Source organism: Clostridium massiliamazoniense (assembly GCF_001403635.1).
Lineage (GTDB): Bacteria > Bacillota > Clostridia > Clostridiales > Clostridiaceae > Sarcina > Sarcina massiliamazoniense.
This window is the reverse complement of record NZ_LN879467.1, coordinates 16,536-35,566: the sequence shown is the minus strand read 5'-3', so window position 1 is coordinate 35,566 and position 19,031 is coordinate 16,536. Positions and strand designations below refer to the sequence as shown.

Below are 19,031 nucleotides of genomic sequence, written 5' to 3'. Positions count from 1 at the left end.
GAAGTTATATAAAATCAAAATTATATTTATTTTAATGTATAATGTAAAAGTAAAAATATAATATGGGAGGGAATAAAATGTACAACATAATTATGTTTATCTTATTGATACTAGGTTTTATAAACTTTATCTTTATGATAACTTTACTTTTTTTCGAAAAAAAGAATCCTGCTTCAACTTGGGCATGGTTATTAATATTAGCATTTATACCTATTTTAGGTTTCATAGCATATTTATTTTGTGGACAAGATATTAGTAAGGAAAAACTTTTCAAAAGAAAGATAATAGATGATAGTGTTAAGAATTCCTACTTAAAAAAATTAAAAAATAATACAACCTTAAATGAAGTTTCTGAAGCTAATAAAGATATAATTAGAATGAATTATATAAACTGCAAATCACTTTATACTATAAATAATTCAGTTAAAGTAATATTTGATGGTAAAGAACTTTTTGATGATATGATTGCAGAAATAAAGAAAGCTCAACATTTTATTCATCTAGAATATTACATCTTTAGAAGTGATTCAACAGGTGCCCTATTATTAGATGCCCTTTGTGAAAAAGCTAAAGAAGGAGTCCAAGTTAGACTTCTTGTAGATGCTATGGGAAATAAAATTTCAAAGAGTTATGAGAAAAAATTAGCTGCTGCTGGAGTAAAATTTGAAAAATTCTTTCCAAATGTTTTTGGAATATTTAATATAAGAATTAACTATAGAAATCATAGAAAATTTGTTCTAATAGATGGACATTATGGTTATTTAGGTGGATTCAATGTAGGAAAAGAATATAAAGGAGAGGGACCTCTAGGTTATTGGAGAGATACTCATATGAAAATTACTGGAGAAGCTTTAAACGAAATTGAAGAAAGATTTATTCTAGATTGGACATACTGCACAAAAGAAGATATAGGCCCTTCAATTGCTGAATATTTCAAAGAACATAAAGATACTGAACTAGGACATAAAGTACCAATGCAAATAATCTCCTCTGGTCCTGACCACGAAGCAGAACATATAAAGAATACATATATGAAAATAATGAATAATGCTAAAAAAACCCTTTGTATACAAAGCCCTTATTTTGTTCCTGACCTAGCAATTATGGATTCATTAAAACTTGCAGCATTATCTGGAGTTGAAGTAAATCTAATGCTACCAGGAATTCCTGATAAAGTTTTTATTCCTTGGGTTGCAAATCCCTATATAGAAATACTCTTAGATTACGGAGTTAATGTTTATTTATACGAAAGAGGATTTTTACATGCTAAAACAATTGTAGCTGATTCAAGCATCTCAACTATTGGAACTGCTAATATGGATATAAGAAGTTTTGCCTTAAATTTCGAAACTAATGCTGTAATGTATAGTAGTAAAATAGCTCTTCATTTAGAAGAAAAATTTCGTGAGGATTTAAAAGACTGTAAAAAACTTACCTTAAAAGAATTTTCAGGTCGATCTAAAAAAATCAAATTCCTTGAAGCTATTTTTAGACTTCTCTCACCTATTATGTAAATAATAAAAATAAGGGAATTATCTCAAAGTGGAATGAAATTTCTATTTAGAGATAATCCCTTTGTCTTTAAACAGCGTAATATCCTTTAAAATTCTCTATCTCCTTCTTATATATGCAAGATAATCTCATTATAAGATAGCCCCTTTAACTTATATTAACTCTTCCCTTATAACTAGTCATCAGATAAAGTTTCCCCTCAATACTTTTATTTACAAATTAATTTTTATTTTTTACATATTTTCTATATAAATTACAAATAATAGTTATATCTTACAAACTAATTATTTCATATAATACATTAATAAGATGAATCTCTAAAAAACTATTACTTAGAATCTATTTTTTATTAAGATATTTAAATTATTAATCCTTATATGAATGTTTTAATTTCAATATTTAAAATTAATTATACACTTCTAAAAAGGAGAGATTTGTATGAAAATAGGAATTGATTATGCTTATTATGATAAAGATATCCACAATATACCTTCCTGTCAAATATTTCTTAAACCAGAAATTATTTTAAAGGAAATTGGTGAACTTCTAATAGAAAAACTAGAGCACCAAGGTTTTGAGGTCGTTAATTGTTCTCCTGTGGAAAGTAAAAGTCCAAATGACATGATAAATTCTACTTTAGACATAGGAAATAATTCAAACTTAGATTTATTTCTTTCAATAACTCTAAACGCTTTTTCAAATCCAGCTAAACATGGAAATGAAATATTGATTAATTCTAAAGCAGATATAAGCTACGAACTCTCAAAAAAAATTCAAAATAGATTTAAGACTCTAGGCTATAGTAGTAGAGGTATAATACAAAATTCTACCGTTCCTTTAATAAAGGAAATGAATTGTCCATCTTTGCTCATTAAGTGTTTCTTCATCACTAACCGCTGGGAATGTAAACGTTATAATAAAGAATTAATAGTTGATGCTATCTTTAAATCCTTAATTATAAAAGATAACTTTTTACCAAATTATAAATTCATACATTCTTAATTTCTAAAAAAGGCTGTGTCAACATACAAAAAGAAAGCTATATCATTTTTGATACAGCCATTTACTCTCTTTATCCTTTACATATCCATATTAAAAAATGTTAAAGCATCCATCTCTTTAGCTTTTATTTTTTCTTTATAAAACTCCATTGCTGGTATATTGCTCTTTAGACAATTCCATTCTAACATACAATAATTATTTTCTTTTGCTATTACTTTTAAGTAATCAAAAACTTTACTTCCAATTCCTTTTGATCGATATTTTTCTTTTACATATAAGTCTTCTAAATAAATTCCCAATTTTCCTTTAAATGTAGAAAATATATTGAAATACATAATATACCCCACTATTTCATCATCTACTTCAATAAATCTATACTCAACTTTTTTTGTAATAAAAATAGCTTCTCTCAAGGATTCTATATCTATGTTAGTCACATCATATCCATTTATATATGTTGCAAATTCTTTTATATTGCTTATAATTTCATTTAATTCACTTTCTTTACTTTCTCTAAATATAATATTACTCATAATCCTTCTCCTTCACCTTTTAATCCTTAAAAATACTTTTTCCAAATAAAATATTAATAGTATACCAACTGAATAACAAATTAAATCTGAAAATAAAAATCCATGCCCTAGAACTAATCCCCCAATAGTTGTACTTCTTATGCTATTTATTAATTGACCTTGATAAAGTTGTGAGAACTCTATGAAATATGAAAATACTAATGCTAAAATCAGCACTTTTTTACCTTCTAATTCGTTAAATATAAAAGCAAAACCTAAGTAAACCATCATAGCCCAAAGAGTATCCCCTGAATAATCTGCTATAAACTTTGGTAAATACATAGAAAACTTCCTAGAACCTATACCTAAACATATAACCAACATAAAAAGTACAATATATACAATTCTATTCCTCGATTTATTAATACTCATAAATAACTCCCATAAATACAAAATATTCTCATCAAATTATATATAATTATTTTATCATTTAATAACTCTAATACTAATAGTCTTTTTTAAATTTTATGTTAATTTATAGAATTATATAAAATATTAATTATTCTATGAATAATTGTCTGTAACAAGAAAAATACTAATTTTTAAAAGTAACCTTTATTACAAATAGAAGCTTTTTAAGAACAATAATAAAAAATACTAATTGCTGAAAGGAAGCTATTTATATGAGACTTTTAAAAAATAAACTTAAACATTTACTTGCTATATTATTAATATCACTTTCATTATTTAATAATTTTGCTTTTACTATTCCAGCTTTCGCTTCTGATATAAATGTTGTTGTTAATAATACTTCAGATGTAAATGTTATTGGTGATAATAACTCAGCTGTAAATCTTGTTCGTGACAATAAGAATATGGGTTTACCTAAACATTTTCGAAAAAGTTCAGATAAAATATCAGATAATATAAATTATACTGGCTTAAGTGAATTAAATATTTCTGGTAGTGCTCAATTTTCTGAACCTGGTTTGTCATTAATAAAAAAGGAGATTAATACAGATAATAAAATTACAATAGTTGATTTAAGAGAAGAATCACATGGTTTTGTAAACGATTTCCCAGTAAGTTGGAAAAATAGTTCAAATAATGCCAACAAAGGACTATCTAGAGAAGAAATATTAAATGATGAATCTCAAAAGATAAATGACTTAAAAATAAATGATTACATCACATTATATAATAATGGTTCTATCCTTGTAAAAAGAGCTTATACTGAATATACATTATGCACTAACAATGACTTATCCTATATTAGAATGCCAGTTACAGATGGTCAACTTCCAAGTATAAATATACTTAATGATTTTATAAGCTTTGTTCAAAATTTACCTGATAACTCATATTTACACTTTCACTGTAAAGAGGGAATAGGGCGAACTACTACTTTTATGATTCTGTATGATATAATGAAAAATTATAATGATGTTCCTTTAAATGATATAATTGTACGCCAAGTTAAATTAGCAAATCTAAAGGATAGTTCACTTTCAGATTTTACTTCTGGTCGCCGCTTAAAATTCTTTACTGATTTCTATAATAGATGTAAAGAAGAAAAATTATAATAAATTTAAATAAAACAAAATATCGAATACTAAGTGTTCTCTTGCACTTAGTATCCGATATTTATCTTGTTCTAGTTGAAAATAATTGCTTTTAAATTTTATTTAATTATTTTCCACAACATTTCTTGTATTTTTTCCCACTTCCACAAGGACAAGGATCATTTCTTCCAACCTTAACAACTCTTATCTCTGGACTAAACTTCTCTAATTCTGTAAATCCTCTATATTTCCATAAAGGTATTCTAGTATATACCTTATGTAAGGCATCACTAAATTTCATTTTTATTTCAGCTTGTGGTTTTATTTTTGAAAGTATAAATGTTTTTAATTCCTCTTCACTATGCATTTGAGAATACATATATATTTCTTGTTTCATTTGTTCTAAAGCTTCTTCTGGAGCTTCATAATATTCCTTTACTACATTTATTAAAGGCATGTATATTTTTTTATTACCTACATAAAACTTCTCTGATGCTTTTAAAAGCTCATTAGATGTTAATTTTTTAAATTCTTCATTTTGTAAGTTTTCACTCTCTAATAAGTTTTCAAAATCTACAGAGTACTCTAAATACTCACTCTTCCACTTATTATCTACATATAATCCATCTTTATTTATATCTTCTAACATCATAAATAAAAGTCTTACATCTTCTTCATTTAAATTTTCCTCTGCTGGTATATTAGCTATAAATTCATCTAAAGAAATAAGTCCATAATAATATGTCATTCCCCTGAATAAATTCACAATTCTATCATTTTTCTCTAAATCTTTTTTATTTATTTCTTTTATAGCTTCTAATACTTCTGTTGGTGCAATTAAATATATATTTTTTTCTTCATCTGAAGCTAAAAATAACATTCCTAATTTCTCTAAATAAGAATTATCCTTAAAAGTTTTATCAATTTTCTTATCTAAAACCCCATTATTCATTAAAAGAATTTGTAACTCTTCATATACAGTACTATCTATCTTTTTAAATATTTCTGTTACAGCACTTTTATAATTTTCAATTACTGTATTTATTAAGTTGTCCTTTTTATCTGAAGCTTTAAATTTAATACCTAAAGTGCTTAATATATCCTTTAATTCATCTCTTGTACAAGCTTTCAAGATTGTTTCTAAATCATTAGTTATCTTTCTTTTTTGGGCCTTACTTTTTCTTTCTTTGGCCATTTTCTCAAGAGCTTCCATCATTCCTTCTACTGCTTGCTCTGCTTTTTCTTCAATCTCTTCTATTGTGCTTCTTAACTTATCCTCCATTTGCTCCTCCTACATTTACAAATTATTAAAATTTATCTACTAGCCTTTTATTGAATTATCTTATTTTCCTTATAAGTAAGATATATACAATTCTGCCTCTTAAATTTATCAGAATTAATTTTTTCTATATAAAATACACTCTGAACTAAATTTTATTTACAATTGCAATTATGATTATATCTCATTATTGATAACTTTAAAATAGCTATTTTAACTTATCCTTCTATTTGTATAACTATTTACATACAATCATTACATATTTTTCATTCAAAATTTATTAACATTTAATAAAGAAAAAAATAAAAGATTATATAAGAGTTATAACATTATCACTTAATTAATACTAGTATTCTAACTCACATATAATGATTTTAGATATAATTATTAAGGTGTGTTCTAAATGAATAAAAAAAAATTAAAAGAAATCTCTTTCTATCCCCTTTATGGGCTTCTTTGGACAATAATCTTATTAATCTCAAGTATATTATTTAAAACCCTAACTACAAACAATATGAAAAATATATTATTTGTGGAAGGTGCAATGTATATATTCTTTGCTATACTTTCTGGAATTTTAGGCCTCTCCTCTACAACTTTTGAAAACAACGATTATGACTATTTATCTAATATTGCTCTAGAAGAAAAGAACCTAGAAAAGAAAACTATTATTCTAAGAAAAATTAAAACTGCCCTAGGAATTATCCCCTTATCCTTAGCTGGTTTTTTCTGTATTTTTATTAGTTTAAAATTACTTCCCTAAAAATAATTAAGCACTAAAAGGAATTTTTTTACTTTCTTATAATTTTAAAATACTTATATATAAAAGTAAAAGGATTGTTTTATCCAAGAAAACAATCTTTTTTTTATTAAACTTCTATAGGTAATTATCAAATTATTCCTTTTATTAATTCTCCAGTTTCATATAAGCCTTACATTCACACTTACCACACTTCACTTTACTTTTAAGGTTACTTCAATAATTTCAGGTCTATTAAAAATCCTTATAGGAATAATACTATTTCCAAGCCCTCTACTAATAATCATAGACGTATTATTAATACTATGCATCCCACTAGTATACTTTGGAAATAAACTTCTATTTGGTGCTAATACTCCTCCTACAAATGGTATTCTAAACTGTCCACCATGAACATGTCCTGAAAATACTAAATCTAAATCATTATGAACATATAAATCCATTAATTCTGGTCTATGGGAAAGAAGAACTTTAAAATTATTACCCTCTTCTTTTACCAATTTTTTCAACTCTTCCTCAAAGGATTTCTTATTATCATTATTAAAAAAAGCAGGGTCTTGAATTCCTATAATTTCAATATACTTCCCATCTTTTTCAATCTTAGTTCTTTCATTATCTAATACTGTTATGCCTGCATCTTTCAATTTATTAAGTAAACTATCATATTCCCCTGACCATGCTTCATGATTGCCTGATACATAAAACACAGGTGCTATATCCTTTATTGAATTTATAAAACTTTCATCACCTTTTTCACTCTTACTATGATCTATTAAATCTCCTGTGAATACTATTAAATCTGGATTAGACTCTTGAATTTTTTTCATTAATTTCTTTTGTCCTTCTCCAAACTCTTTATTATGTAAATCTGAAAGATGTACAATTTTAAAACCCTCAAACTCTTTTGGGATTTTACTATTTTCAAATAACATTTTAGTTACAACTATTCCATTATTTTGCCAATAAAAAAATCCACCTAAAATTATAACTATAATTCCTATAATTATACCATATTTAATTCCCTTATTTTTAGTTCTCATAAACCATCTAAACTCCCCTACTCTCCATCATTTACATAATTATACCATAAAAGTATCAATTTATCTGTTATCTAATATCTATAATACAAAATCCTTTATAAATCAGTGTTAAATAAGCAAATAACAAAAAATATACTCCCTTCCACAGTAACAGTTTTTATTGTTCTAACTGTATACTATAAAAGGAGTATATATTTTAAATACACTTTATTTATTTTTTATACTGATAATAAGATTTCTTCTTTTATTTCTTCTATCTTACTGCCCTCTTCATTTTTAACTGTTTTAGTAGCTATGATATTTATTCCTGTCTTTAAAACATCTTCTATTAATATTTCTCCAACTTTAACTGGTAGTTCTACCTGTATACTATTTATTTCCTTCATTACATCAAATATCATTGCCTTTGGTATTGGATTTTCTGTTTTACATGGTATTACAGCACCATTTTTTATTCTAACTGTTGAAGTAACTATTCTTGTTGGATTTTTAACTTCATTTAATCCATATACTTCCCCTCTTTTACAAGTATTCCCTGTAACTGTTGAATTTTCTGTATCTACTGATAGGTGACATCCTTTTGGACATACTATACAAATTAACTCTCTCATAATCCTACTTTACCTCCTCTAATGAAATTGTTAAAGTTCCTTGATTATAGTTTAATCTATCCTTAAGAATAGTTATTCGTTCCATTTCAGCTGGAGCTAAGTGTTGCTTCTTAAAGCTTTGTACAATATTATTATCCTTATCTCTCACAACTATAGCCTTATTTTTAAATACATCTCTTACTCTCATAAACACTGTAAGATTTCCTTCTAAAGCATCAATATCAACTTTTTGAGGAACAGTATAATTTATATTAGCTCCATTTTTAAGTTCAACAAAGCTTTCTCCTCTTTTTTTACCCATTATATATTTAGCTGCATTCCTACCTGCATTTTTTGACTCCTCTGTAACAAAGTCTACTAGGTCATGTACATGAACTACATTTCCACAAGCAAATATTCCTTCAATAGATGTTTCCATACTTTCTGATACAACTAATCCATTTGTTCTATTATCTAATGTAATCCCAGCATTTTTAGATAGTTCATTTTCTGGAATTAAACCTACTGATAGTAAAAGTGTATCCACATCAAATTCAATTTCAGTTCCTTTAATTGGCTTTCTATTTTCATCAACCTTAGCTATAATAACCTTTTTTAATCTTTCTTTTCCTCTAACATCCACTACAGTATGTGATAAATATAAAGGTATATTATAATCATCTAAGCATTGCACTATATTCCTTGTTAATCCGTTAGAGTATGGCATAAGTTCGACCACAGCCTTAACCTCAGCTCCCTCTAAAGACATTCTTCTTGCCATTATAAGTCCAATATCACCTGATCCTAATATAAGAACCTTTTTTCCTACCATATATCCTTCCATGTTAATATATCTTTGAGCTGCTCCTGCTGTAAATATTCCAGACGGTCTATCTCCTGGCATATTTATAGCTCCTCTAGTCCTTTCCCTACAACCCATTGCTAAAACAATTGCTTTAGCTTCTATAACTAAATATCCCTCTTCTGTATTTATAGTATGGACATTCTTATTTTCATCTATATCTAAAACCATAGTATCTAATTTGACTTCAATTTCTCTTTCATTAACAAGGTCTATAAATCTTTCAGCATACTCCGGTCCTGTTAACTCCTCCTTGAAAGTATGAAGACCAAATCCGTTATGAATACATTGATTTAATATTCCTCCTAATTCCTTATCTCTTTCTATTATTAATATATCTCTTACTCCATTTTCATAGGCTTCATATGCTGCTGCAAGTCCTGCAGGGCCTCCACCAATAACAACTAAATCATATTTCATAACTCCATCCTCCTACTTTGTTCTACCTGTTAAAATATATGAATTCTTTCTATCTAAATCTATATCCTTTATTGCAATACCTTTTTCCCTTGCTATTATTTCTTGAACCCTTGGTCCACAGAATCCTCCTTGACATCTTCCACATCCTGGCCTACATCTTCTTTTTACTCCATCTATAGTGGTTGCTCCTAAAGTTCTATTTATACTATCTACAATTTCACCTTCAGTAATATTTTCACACCTACAAATAATTCTTCCATATCTACTATCTTTCTTAATAAGGGCTGCTTTTTCTTCCTGTGAAAGATTCATAAAGTGGATTTGTTCTCTAGTTGCTTTAAAATCTTCCTTACTTTCTAAAGTTAGGCCACTACCTTCTAAGATTTTAACAACATCTACAGCTATAGCTGGTGCTGAAGTTAACCCTGGAGACTTTATACCCGCAACATCTATAAAACCTTTAATATCCTTAGTTTCTTCAACAATAAAATCACCTCTGTCTGCTACTGCCCTAAGCCCTGCAAAATTTCTAACGCTTTCTCTAAAATTAACTTTTTTAGTTGTCCTAAAAGAAGTTTCTTTTATAAATTCTAAATGTTCTCCCTCAGTTTTAACATCATCTTTATCTATAATATCAGTAGCATCTGGTCCTACTAAAAGATTTCCATGAACAGTTGGAGTTACTAATATTCCTTTTCCAAGTTCATTAGGACATTGGAATATAGTTTGCTTAATAAGTGAACCTTGACTTTTATCAAATAAAAAATATTCTCCCCTTCTTGGAGTTATCTTGAAATTTTCCTTTGCAATCATATTGTGAATTTCATCAGCATAAACACCAGCTGCATTTATAACATATTTACTTTCTATAACATCCCCATTATCTATATTTATAGTAAACTTATCTTCATTTTTATTTATAGCTACAACCTTTGAATTTAATCTAAGTTCACCACCATTATCTATACCATTCTCCATTAATGCTATTGTTAATTCATAGATACCAACAATTCCTCCTGTTGGTGCATATAAAGCACCTATAACTTCTTCATTCAAACTCGGTTCTATTTCAAATACTTCATCTCTACTTAAGATTCTTATTCCATCAACCTTATTTTCAATACCTCTTTTATATAATTCATCAATGACTTTTAAATCATTATCATTAAAAGCTATAATAAGAGAACCATTTCTCTTAAAAGGAACTGAAAGATCAGAACATAATTTATCAAACATCTTATTTCCTTCAACATTATACTTAGCCATAAGAGTTCCTGGCTCTGGGTCATATCCTGAATGAACAATAGCTGAATTAGCCTTTGTTGAACCCATAGAAACATCATTATCTTTCTCAATCACTACTACATTTAAATCATATTTTGTAAGTTCTCTAAAAATAGAAGCTCCTACTATACCTGAACCGATTATTGCTACATCATACATGAAAATCTCTCCTTATCACCCATTTAATAAAATAAAAAGAGCTAAACCAAAAGGGCATAAAAATACCACTTTTGTGTTTAGCTCTCATCTCTCTTTACACAAGTTAATTACTTTAAAATTTATTTAATTTAATCGTTTTCTTATTTTTATTATAGCATAATAAAATAAGAAAATCTAATACTAAATCTATTTTTAATCTATTGTTAACATTTCACTTTTAATCCAATAAACTATTAGAAAATTCCATTATCTTTATTAAATAAACTAAAATTATCTTCTAGCCACTTCAGCAACTATTTTACCTACATTATATTCCTCTATACTATTCAAAGATATAGAATAATCTACAGAAGTATACCAAAAAAGCCCTTCACTGGTCAATAACAAATATATAACTATGTTTTGCAATCTCAAGTTCCTCAGCATTTAATCCTCTTAAATCACTTTCAGTTAAATAATGTGTACTACTATAGGGAATGACAAAATAATCACTACTAATTCCTTCCTTATATAGTAAAAAATTAACATTTTTATTAGTGTATTCAACATCGCTAGGTAAACTTTCCATAGCTACAATATTAGTTAAAAGTTCAATTAAAATTAAATATACTATTTTTTTCTTCTTAATAATATATATTTGTTCATTTTAAATTTATACCATAAATATAATATTAAAGAAAATTCTTTTACGTACTAATCTTTGCTCACCTTTAACAATAATACTATATTTAATATATTCATTTTTCTATGCATTGTTCTCCCTTAAAACAGCTCTTTTCAGCCATTTAAAATTATTTTAATTTTTATATTAATTAAATTAAAATTAATATTAAAATATTAATTTATTATTTTAAAGTTAATTTTATTTTTAATAGTTAATTTTACTTAATTAAAATAATAAAAACTATTAAATACATATTCTTGAAACAAAACTAAAATAGCACTATATTAATAACATACTATTTAAATACTTTAAATTTTTCGCAATAAAGTAATTCCAAATTACAGACTAAAGATAAAGGACGTGTTTCAATGTTAACAACAAATAATATTAATCCTACAGCTATGATTCAAAAAATACCTTATAAAAATAATTACAGTACCCTTACTAATAACAGTAATGATGCTACTTTATTTACAGCACAAATCGTTAATTGCCAATCTGCTAATTTCACTAAAGAAGCAAATAGTAATTCTACAACTTTAGCAGTATTACCAGAAGGCACTAAAGTAAACGTTTTAGGAATGAGTAATAATTTTTATAAAGTATCTTACAAAGGAACTGTAGGTTATATAAGCTATCAATACTTATCAGAAACTGCTGGAAATAACTTTAATGGTAAGGTTACATATGATAATCAAAACATCATGTATAACGGTGAGTCAGTAAACCAATTAAACGAAACTTCACCAGCTATAGTAAATATAGCTAATAAAATCTGTGCTAATGCTACTACTAATGTAGAAAAAGCAAAAGCTATTTATGTTTGGATTGCTCAAAACATCTCTTACAGTACAAGCATAGAAAATGCAATAAACAATAATACAGCTACTCCTAATGAATCAACAGCTACTTATACTTTTAATCATAGAACAGGAATATGCGAAGGATATGCTCAACTATATGCTGATATGTGTAGAGCTGAAGGACTTCAAGTTAGAGTAATAAGTGGTCTATCTAATGGTGGAAGTGGAGAAAACTGGGGTGGACATGCATGGAATCAAGTATACCTACCTTCATTAGGAACTTCTACAGGATGGGTTAATGTAGATTGTACATTTGCATCAAGCGCATATACACCAATTTCAAAAGGTGGAGCAGGCATGTCTAAAAGCAACACAAGCTATATACTAAATCCAAACACAATAACAAAAGCAGTTACAAGTGTAACAACAAAACAAGTAGGAAATACTATATATACAACAACTAATTATAGAACTTGGGGACATCTAGATTACTTTAATAATCCAGAAAACTTCAACAAAAGTCATATATACTTATCAACTATAAACCAAGGCTTTGCTACAGTAAGAACAAACAATATTACCCCTTCACATACTGACTTTAATAAAACTACATCTACTAATTTAAAATAATACTCAACTACTCAACTCTTTAGTAATTTCTATTACCTACACAAGAAAAGAGGATGTATCAAATTACAGATACATCCTCTTTTCCTTTTATCTAGCTATATCGATTCATCATTTGTGACCACTCACCTACGTAAAGAAACTCTAATATTTTTTCTACAATCTAAGAATATAAGGTATTGAACAATTATATTTTGTAAACCATAAATATAATATGCAATGGGAGGTATTTAGTCATGTTATTATGGATTATGGTTTTTGTTGGAACTTTACTATTTATTTTAGGACTTTATAGTCTTGTTAAAGGCTATAAAGCTGGAATGTACATTAAAAGATATGGCTACCTTTCTTATATAAGCTTTAGCATAGCATTACTTGGGATTATTTTATTAATGGAGCCGGTATTTATAAATTTACCTAAACTATTGCCATTGGCTATAACTATGTGCACTTGCATAGTATTAAGTCAATTTTTATTAAAACCAACATTTCTAAAGAGTAAAGAATAATTTATAAGTCATATCAAATGAACAATCTTAACAAATTACTTATTCATAAGCAAAGGGACTATCTCAAAATGAGGTAGCCCCTTTTATATACTCAATTATTAATAGTGATTTAAAGCAGATCCTTATTTTAAAAATATATTTTAAAATTAATCATCAAGCTCCCAATCTCTTACTCGTGAAACTGCCTTTTTCCACTTCTTATAATAAGCTTCTTTCTTTTCTTCTTCTAATTTTGGTTCAAACTCTTCACTTACAAACCAGAACTTACCTATTTCCTCTTTATCCTTCCAGTATCCAACAGCGAGTCCAGCAAGATATGCAGCTCCAAGAGCAGTGGTTTCTGTTATAATTGGTCTTATTACCTTTTTACCAACTATATCTGATTGGAACTGAAGAAGAAAGCTATTCTTACTTGCTCCCCCATCAACCTTAATACAATTTATATCATATCCAACATCCTCTTTCATGGCTTCAAGTACGTCTCTTGTTTGATACGCTATGGATTCTATAGCAGCCCTTATTATATGATTTCTATTAGCACCTCTAGTTAAACCTAAAATAGCACCTCTTGCATACATATCCCAATATGGAGCACCTAATCCTACAAAAGCAGGAACTATATATACTCCTCCATTATCCTTTACTTTTGTTGCAAAATATTCTGTGTCCACTGCATCTGTTATTAGTCTTAATTCATCTCTAACCCATTGAACTACAGCACCACCAACAAACACTGAGCCCTCTAAAGCATATTGAATTTTACCATCTATTCCTATAGCAATAGTAGTCAATAATCCACTTTTACTTTTTACAAGTTCCTCTCCAGTATTCATTAATAAAAAACAACCTGTACCATAAGTATTCTTAACATCACCTTTATTAAAAGCAGCTTGACCAAATAATGCTGCTTGTTGATCTCCTGCTATACCAGCTATAGGAACTCTAACTCCACCTTTTGTTCCTAAATTTGCATATCCATAAATCTCAGAAGAATTTTTAACCTCTGGAAGCATCGACTTAGGAATATTTAACTCCTTTAATAATCTCTCATCCCACTTTAATTCTTTTATATTATAAAGCATAGTTCTAGAAGCATTTGTATAATCAGTTACATGAACTTTTCCATTAGTAAGCTTCCAAACAAGCCATGTATCTATGGTACCAAATAAAAGTTCACCGTTTTCAGCCTTCTCCCTAGCACCTTCAACATTATCTAAAATCCACTTTATTTTAGTTGCTGAAAAATATGCATCTATAACTAAACCAGTATTTTCTCTTATATATTCTTCAAGACCTCTCTCCTTTAATTCATCACAAAACTCAGCTGTTCTTCTACATTGCCATACAATAGCATTATATATAGGAACTCCAGTATTTTTATCCCAAACTACCGTTGTCTCTCTTTGGTTGGTTATTCCTATTGCAGCTATATTTTCTTGAGTTATATTGCTCTTTGCTAATACCTCTTGTAAAACTCCATACTGAGTTGCCCAAATTTCCATCGGGTCATGTTCTACCCAACCTTCCTTAGGGTAAATTTGAGTAAATTCTTTTTGACTCACATTTAAGATATTTTGCTCTTTATCAAAAATAATTGCTCTTGAACTAGTAGTTCCTTGATCTAAAGATACTATATACTTTTCCATAATACATCCCCCTCAGAAATAATATTTAGATTAAATTTTATAATCATCTAAATTTTTCCTTTATTTAATAACAAACAAATCCTATAATTAAAATCAATTAAAATTTAATTACTATCCATGAACTAATTTTACTTATTATTACTAATAATCACAAACTAAAAACTACCATTTTAAATTTACTTATAGTTACTTTCTACGCCAAAACTTTTAAAAATTACATTTCCCATATTTCCTCTCTAGTTGTGGATATACAAGTTGCACCAGCATTAAGTGCTTCTATAACATCTTCCTTATCTGAAATTAATCCTCCAACTATTAATGGTTTTTTAATTTCTGTTGATAAATCCCTTATAACTTTAAATAATAAACCTGGTAATATTTCTATAGCATCACATTCTTCTACTAAATGTAATTTAGTGCTTTTAAGTGACATACTATCAATTATAAAAAATCTTTGTACAGCATAAAAACCTAACTTTTTAGCAACCTTTATACTTTGTGGTTTTGTACTTATTATACCTTTAAATTTTGTGTTCTCTTTTAAATATCTAAGCGATACCTCCTTGTTAGTAAGTCCTTCTACTAAATCTATATGAATTATTCCAACTTTTCCTGCCTTATCTATACTTTCACTAATCTGTCCTATATTAAGTATATTTCCAAAAAGCACGAAAATAACGTTTACTTCTGTTCTTAACACTTCCTTTAACTGTTCTTCATCTTTAACCGCTGCCACAATTGGATTGTCTTCTAAAATCCTTCTAAAGTTTAACATAATTGCTCCTCTCATATCTTATATTTAAATTGTATTTTACATAAATACTGAAGTATATAATATAGCACCTACCAATGCTCCACAAATTGGTGCTACTACTGGAATCCATGCATAAGACCAATCAGAACTCCCCTTACCTCTTATAGGTAATAAAAAATGTGCAATTCTTGGTCCTAAATCCCTAGCTGGATTTATAGCATATCCTGTTGGTCCACCAAGTGATAATCCAATTACAAAAATTAGTAACCCTATAGATATAGCAGAAAGCCCATCAGCCATTTGTACAGCTCCAAGACCTAAAATTCCAAACATAAGAATAAATGAACCTATAAACTCTGTTACAAAATTCCACTTATAATTTCTTATAGCTGGTATAGTTGCAAATACTCCAAGTTTTGAATCAGGATCTTCTGTTGCTTCAAATTGTTTGTAATAATTAAAAAACACTGCTACAGCTCCTAAAAATGCACCTATAAGTTGTCCACCTATAAATATAGGAACTTCTGCCCATGACATTGAGCCAGTAGCTGCTAAAGCAATAGTAACTGCTGGATTAAATTGTGCTCCACTTACATTAGCAAAAATAAATACTGGAATAGTAACTGCTAAGGCCCAACCTGCTGTAATAACAATCCAACCAGAACCTTCCCCTTTATTTTTTTTGAGAACTACATTAGCTACAACACCATCTCCTAATAAAATTAATATGAATGTCCCCATAACTTCTGCAATAAACTTACTTCCCATTTTACCCCTCCTAAATATTTAAATAAAAAAAGAGCCAAACCAAAAGAAAGTCCCCTTCTTTGTGTTTAAACTCTAATTCTCTAACACCATTATGTGACCTAATGTATTCCTTTTCATATTATATTTATATTATACTATTAAAGAAATTATTTACAATATTTTATTATAAATAATCTGTAAATTTAATACAAAATCATTTCAAACAATAGTACTTTATTAATAAGTCATTATCTTAATTAAATCAACTTATTACTTTTTTATAATCAATAATTAATCATTCTCTTTTTTAAGCCTACTTATTTCCTTATATAATATTTTTATATGTTCCTTAAGTTCAACTAACTCCTGCTGATAATTACAATCATTTTTTACTGTTGACTCAGATGAACTTTTACACGAATCATTGCCTATGTTCTTATTTCTAATATCATAATAAAGTCCTGGTCCATTTTGAAAGTACTGCTGTTGAGCATTATAAGCTACCATAGCTTGACCTACTACTTGTAACCAGTTTCCTATAGCATATTGAAGATTAAATGGAAGATCTCTTGCAGATATATTAGCTACTAAGGTTGCTAATGTTATAAACATATTAGGGTCTAAATCCTGAAATCCATTTGGTATATCTTCACATCCAAAACCATTAAAGTCAATATTAGAATTACCACAATAGGTATTGAAAAATTCTTCAAAACTCATAGAATCCTCACATAAAATTACTTCACTTTATATTTATTCTTCAATTTAATAGCTATTCCTTCTAGTTTTTTATATTTTACATGATAAATATATCTTTTTATTTTTGTAGCCTATCTATTTTCTCAGATAACCTTTTTATTTCTTTTTTTAACTTTTCTATTTCCTTCTCACAATTGCAAGTATTTGAAGTACTTGATTGCCCAGAGGTACTTGATTGCCCTGAAGTGCTTGGACAAGTAGCATTACCTATGTTTTTATTTCTAACATCATAATAATGCCCTGGACCATTTTGAAAATATTGTTGTTGAGCATTATAAGTCAACATAACTTGACCGAGTAATTCAAACCAATTTCCTATTGCATTTTGAAGGTTAAAAGGTAAATTTTGAGCTGATATAAGACCAACTAAGGAACTTAGTGTTACAAAAAAATTAGGGTCTAAATCTTGAAATCCTCCTGGCATATCATTACATCCAAATCCCCCTACACCGTCATAACTATTATCACTATTATCTGTATTAGTTCTATTATTATTAATAAAATTTCCAGCATAGAAATTAAAAAATTCTTCAAAATTCATATTTCACCAATATAAATTGCTATATCTTATATTTATTCTAATAATAAAACTCTATAACCATTACTTAAAAATAAAATTAAACTTATTTATTAAAATAAAGGAAATTCTTAAACATAAATAAGGATTATCTTAAACTAAAGCAAAAACTTCACTTTAAAATAACCCCTATTTTTTGCGAATTACAATATTAATATTGCACCCCCTTCATTGTTAAGCCATGGGCATAGGCAGTATGACCAGCTTTTGCTCTTTCTTTTGCTTCAAGAATTTTTTCTACATCAACTGCCTTTCTTTCTCCTATGGCTACTTCTATTAAAGTTCCCATTATTATTCTAACCATATTTTGAAGGAAGCCATTACCATTGAATTCTACTTCTATAATTCCATCTTTTTTACTTATATTTATGTAATTTATAGTTCTTACCGTAGATTTATCCTTACTTTTCATTGTAGTAAAACTCTTAAAATCGTGTGTACCAACTAAAATTTTAGCTGCTTCCTTCATAGCATCTAAATCTAAATCCTCTTTAATATAAGTTGCATACCTTCTTGCAAAAACATTTCTATATTTATTATTATCTATTCTATAAATATAAGTTTTTGAAACTATATTATATCTAGCATGAAATCTCTCACTAGCTTCTTTTATTGATTTTATAACAATATCTTCTGGTAAATAGTCTTCTAAATATTCTAATATTTGTTCTGGAGTTTTCCTTGTATTACTATTAAAGTTAGCTATATAACTTTCTGCATGTACACCAGCATCTGTTCTTCCACAACCAATTAACTTTATTTCTTCGTTTTCCATTTTACATAACACATCTGTTATCTTTCCTTGTATAGTAGATGTATTTCCTTTTTGAATTTGCCATCCCTTATACCTTGATCCATCATATTGTACTTCTATTTTAAAATTTTTCATTTTTATCCACCTTTATTAATTATTTTTAATGATTCTTTATTACTATTTTATACTTTACTATATTATCTTTTCTT

Annotated in this window: 20 protein-coding genes; 6 read left to right on the top strand and 14 right to left on the bottom strand. The window is 27.7% G+C overall.

What is annotated here, in order from left to right; all coding sequences use genetic code 11:
- The first annotated feature begins 77 nt into the window (after nucleotides 1-77).
- Both cls and ARA19_RS04105 read left to right on the top strand, forming a co-directional pair.
- Nucleotides 78-1,514: a cardiolipin synthase gene (gene cls, locus ARA19_RS04110; RefSeq protein ID WP_242862390.1), complete on the top strand. Its 1,437-nt coding sequence runs from the start codon at nucleotides 78-80 to the stop codon at nucleotides 1,512-1,514.
- Between the two features lie 436 nt (nucleotides 1,515-1,950).
- Nucleotides 1,951-2,514, top strand: a complete 564-nt coding sequence (locus tag ARA19_RS04105; protein WP_055069697.1) for an N-acetylmuramoyl-L-alanine amidase — start codon at nucleotides 1,951-1,953, stop codon at nucleotides 2,512-2,514.
- A 77-nt stretch (nucleotides 2,515-2,591) separates the two neighbouring features.
- On the opposite strand, the gene ARA19_RS04100 is transcribed toward ARA19_RS04105, so the two are convergent.
- Both ARA19_RS04100 and ARA19_RS04095 read right to left on the bottom strand, forming a co-directional pair.
- Entirely contained in the window at nucleotides 2,592-3,047 is a 456-nt protein-coding gene (locus ARA19_RS04100; RefSeq protein WP_055069696.1) for a GNAT family N-acetyltransferase, read from the bottom strand.
- Nucleotides 3,048-3,059: 12 nt separating this feature from the next.
- Nucleotides 3,060-3,458 (bottom strand): ribosomal maturation YjgA family protein, encoded by a 399-nt coding sequence (locus ARA19_RS04095; RefSeq protein ID WP_055069695.1) that lies wholly within the window; start codon nucleotides 3,456-3,458, stop codon nucleotides 3,060-3,062.
- 251 nt (nucleotides 3,459-3,709) lie between these two features.
- Between ARA19_RS04095 and ARA19_RS04090 the strand changes: the two genes are divergently transcribed.
- Entirely contained in the window at nucleotides 3,710-4,609 is a 900-nt protein-coding gene (locus tag ARA19_RS04090) for a phosphatase domain-containing putative toxin (RefSeq protein WP_055069694.1), read from the top strand.
- Between the two features lie 106 nt (nucleotides 4,610-4,715).
- Here the strand turns inward: ARA19_RS04090 and ARA19_RS04085 are convergent, their stop codons facing one another.
- A complete protein-coding gene (locus tag ARA19_RS04085; protein WP_055069693.1) occupies nucleotides 4,716-5,870 on the bottom strand; it encodes a YecA family protein in 1,155 nt (384 codons plus the stop codon).
- Between the two features lie 400 nt (nucleotides 5,871-6,270).
- On the opposite strand from ARA19_RS04085, the gene ARA19_RS04080 reads away from it, so the two are divergent.
- The gene (locus tag ARA19_RS04080) at nucleotides 6,271-6,630 is read left to right on the top strand and encodes a hypothetical protein (protein WP_055069692.1); all 360 of its coding nucleotides are present in this window, start codon (nucleotides 6,271-6,273) and stop codon (nucleotides 6,628-6,630) included.
- A 191-nt stretch (nucleotides 6,631-6,821) separates the two neighbouring features.
- Here ARA19_RS04080 and ARA19_RS04075 read toward each other — a convergent pair whose 3' ends face one another.
- From ARA19_RS04075 to ARA19_RS17855, 5 genes are all read right to left on the bottom strand, one after another.
- The gene (locus ARA19_RS04075; protein WP_055069691.1) at nucleotides 6,822-7,667 is read right to left on the bottom strand and encodes a metallophosphoesterase; all 846 of its coding nucleotides are present in this window, start codon (nucleotides 7,665-7,667) and stop codon (nucleotides 6,822-6,824) included.
- Nucleotides 7,668-7,885: 218 nt separating this feature from the next.
- Complete coding sequence (locus ARA19_RS04070; protein WP_055069690.1) at nucleotides 7,886-8,281, bottom strand: DUF1667 domain-containing protein; 396 nt, start codon at nucleotides 8,279-8,281, stop codon at nucleotides 7,886-7,888.
- 1 nt (nucleotide 8,282) lies between these two features.
- Nucleotides 8,283-9,539 (bottom strand): NAD(P)/FAD-dependent oxidoreductase, encoded by a 1,257-nt coding sequence (locus ARA19_RS04065; RefSeq protein ID WP_055069689.1) that lies wholly within the window; start codon nucleotides 9,537-9,539, stop codon nucleotides 8,283-8,285.
- A 12-nt stretch (nucleotides 9,540-9,551) separates the two neighbouring features.
- Nucleotides 9,552-10,982, bottom strand: a complete 1,431-nt coding sequence (locus ARA19_RS04060) for an NAD(P)/FAD-dependent oxidoreductase (RefSeq protein ID WP_055069688.1) — start codon at nucleotides 10,980-10,982, stop codon at nucleotides 9,552-9,554.
- 370 nt (nucleotides 10,983-11,352) lie between these two features.
- Entirely contained in the window at nucleotides 11,353-11,550 is a 198-nt protein-coding gene (locus ARA19_RS17855; RefSeq protein ID WP_207643333.1) for a hypothetical protein, read from the bottom strand.
- A 464-nt stretch (nucleotides 11,551-12,014) separates the two neighbouring features.
- Here ARA19_RS17855 and ARA19_RS04055 point away from each other — a divergent pair, with 464 nt between their 5' ends.
- Both ARA19_RS04055 and ARA19_RS04050 read left to right on the top strand, forming a co-directional pair.
- Entirely contained in the window at nucleotides 12,015-13,079 is a 1,065-nt protein-coding gene (locus ARA19_RS04055; RefSeq protein ID WP_055069687.1) for a transglutaminase family protein, read from the top strand.
- Nucleotides 13,080-13,312: 233 nt separating this feature from the next.
- Entirely contained in the window at nucleotides 13,313-13,585 is a 273-nt protein-coding gene (locus tag ARA19_RS04050) for a hypothetical protein (RefSeq protein ID WP_055069686.1), read from the top strand.
- Between the two features lie 146 nt (nucleotides 13,586-13,731).
- On the opposite strand, the gene glpK is transcribed toward ARA19_RS04050, so the two are convergent.
- The 6 genes from glpK to truA all read right to left on the bottom strand — a co-directional run bounded on the left by glpK (nucleotide 13,732) and on the right by truA (nucleotide 18,957).
- On the bottom strand, nucleotides 13,732-15,231 hold the full coding sequence (gene glpK, locus ARA19_RS04045) for a glycerol kinase GlpK (protein ID WP_055069685.1): 1,500 nt from the start codon (nucleotides 15,229-15,231) through the stop codon (nucleotides 13,732-13,734).
- 214 nt (nucleotides 15,232-15,445) lie between these two features.
- Nucleotides 15,446-16,006 (bottom strand): glycerol-3-phosphate responsive antiterminator, encoded by a 561-nt coding sequence (locus tag ARA19_RS04040; RefSeq protein WP_055069684.1) that lies wholly within the window; start codon nucleotides 16,004-16,006, stop codon nucleotides 15,446-15,448.
- 36 nt (nucleotides 16,007-16,042) lie between these two features.
- Nucleotides 16,043-16,753: an MIP/aquaporin family protein gene (locus tag ARA19_RS04035; RefSeq protein WP_055069683.1), complete on the bottom strand. Its 711-nt coding sequence runs from the start codon at nucleotides 16,751-16,753 to the stop codon at nucleotides 16,043-16,045.
- A gap of 270 nt (nucleotides 16,754-17,023) precedes the next feature.
- Nucleotides 17,024-17,452, bottom strand: coding sequence for a hypothetical protein (locus tag ARA19_RS04030; protein ID WP_055069682.1), 429 nt, complete (start codon nucleotides 17,450-17,452; stop codon nucleotides 17,024-17,026).
- A 97-nt stretch (nucleotides 17,453-17,549) separates the two neighbouring features.
- The gene (locus ARA19_RS04025; RefSeq protein ID WP_055069681.1) at nucleotides 17,550-18,032 is read right to left on the bottom strand and encodes a hypothetical protein; all 483 of its coding nucleotides are present in this window, start codon (nucleotides 18,030-18,032) and stop codon (nucleotides 17,550-17,552) included.
- Nucleotides 18,033-18,219: 187 nt separating this feature from the next.
- Complete coding sequence (gene truA / locus ARA19_RS04020) at nucleotides 18,220-18,957, bottom strand: tRNA pseudouridine(38-40) synthase TruA (protein WP_055069680.1); 738 nt, start codon at nucleotides 18,955-18,957, stop codon at nucleotides 18,220-18,222.
- Nucleotides 18,958-19,031: the final 74 nt, after the last annotated feature.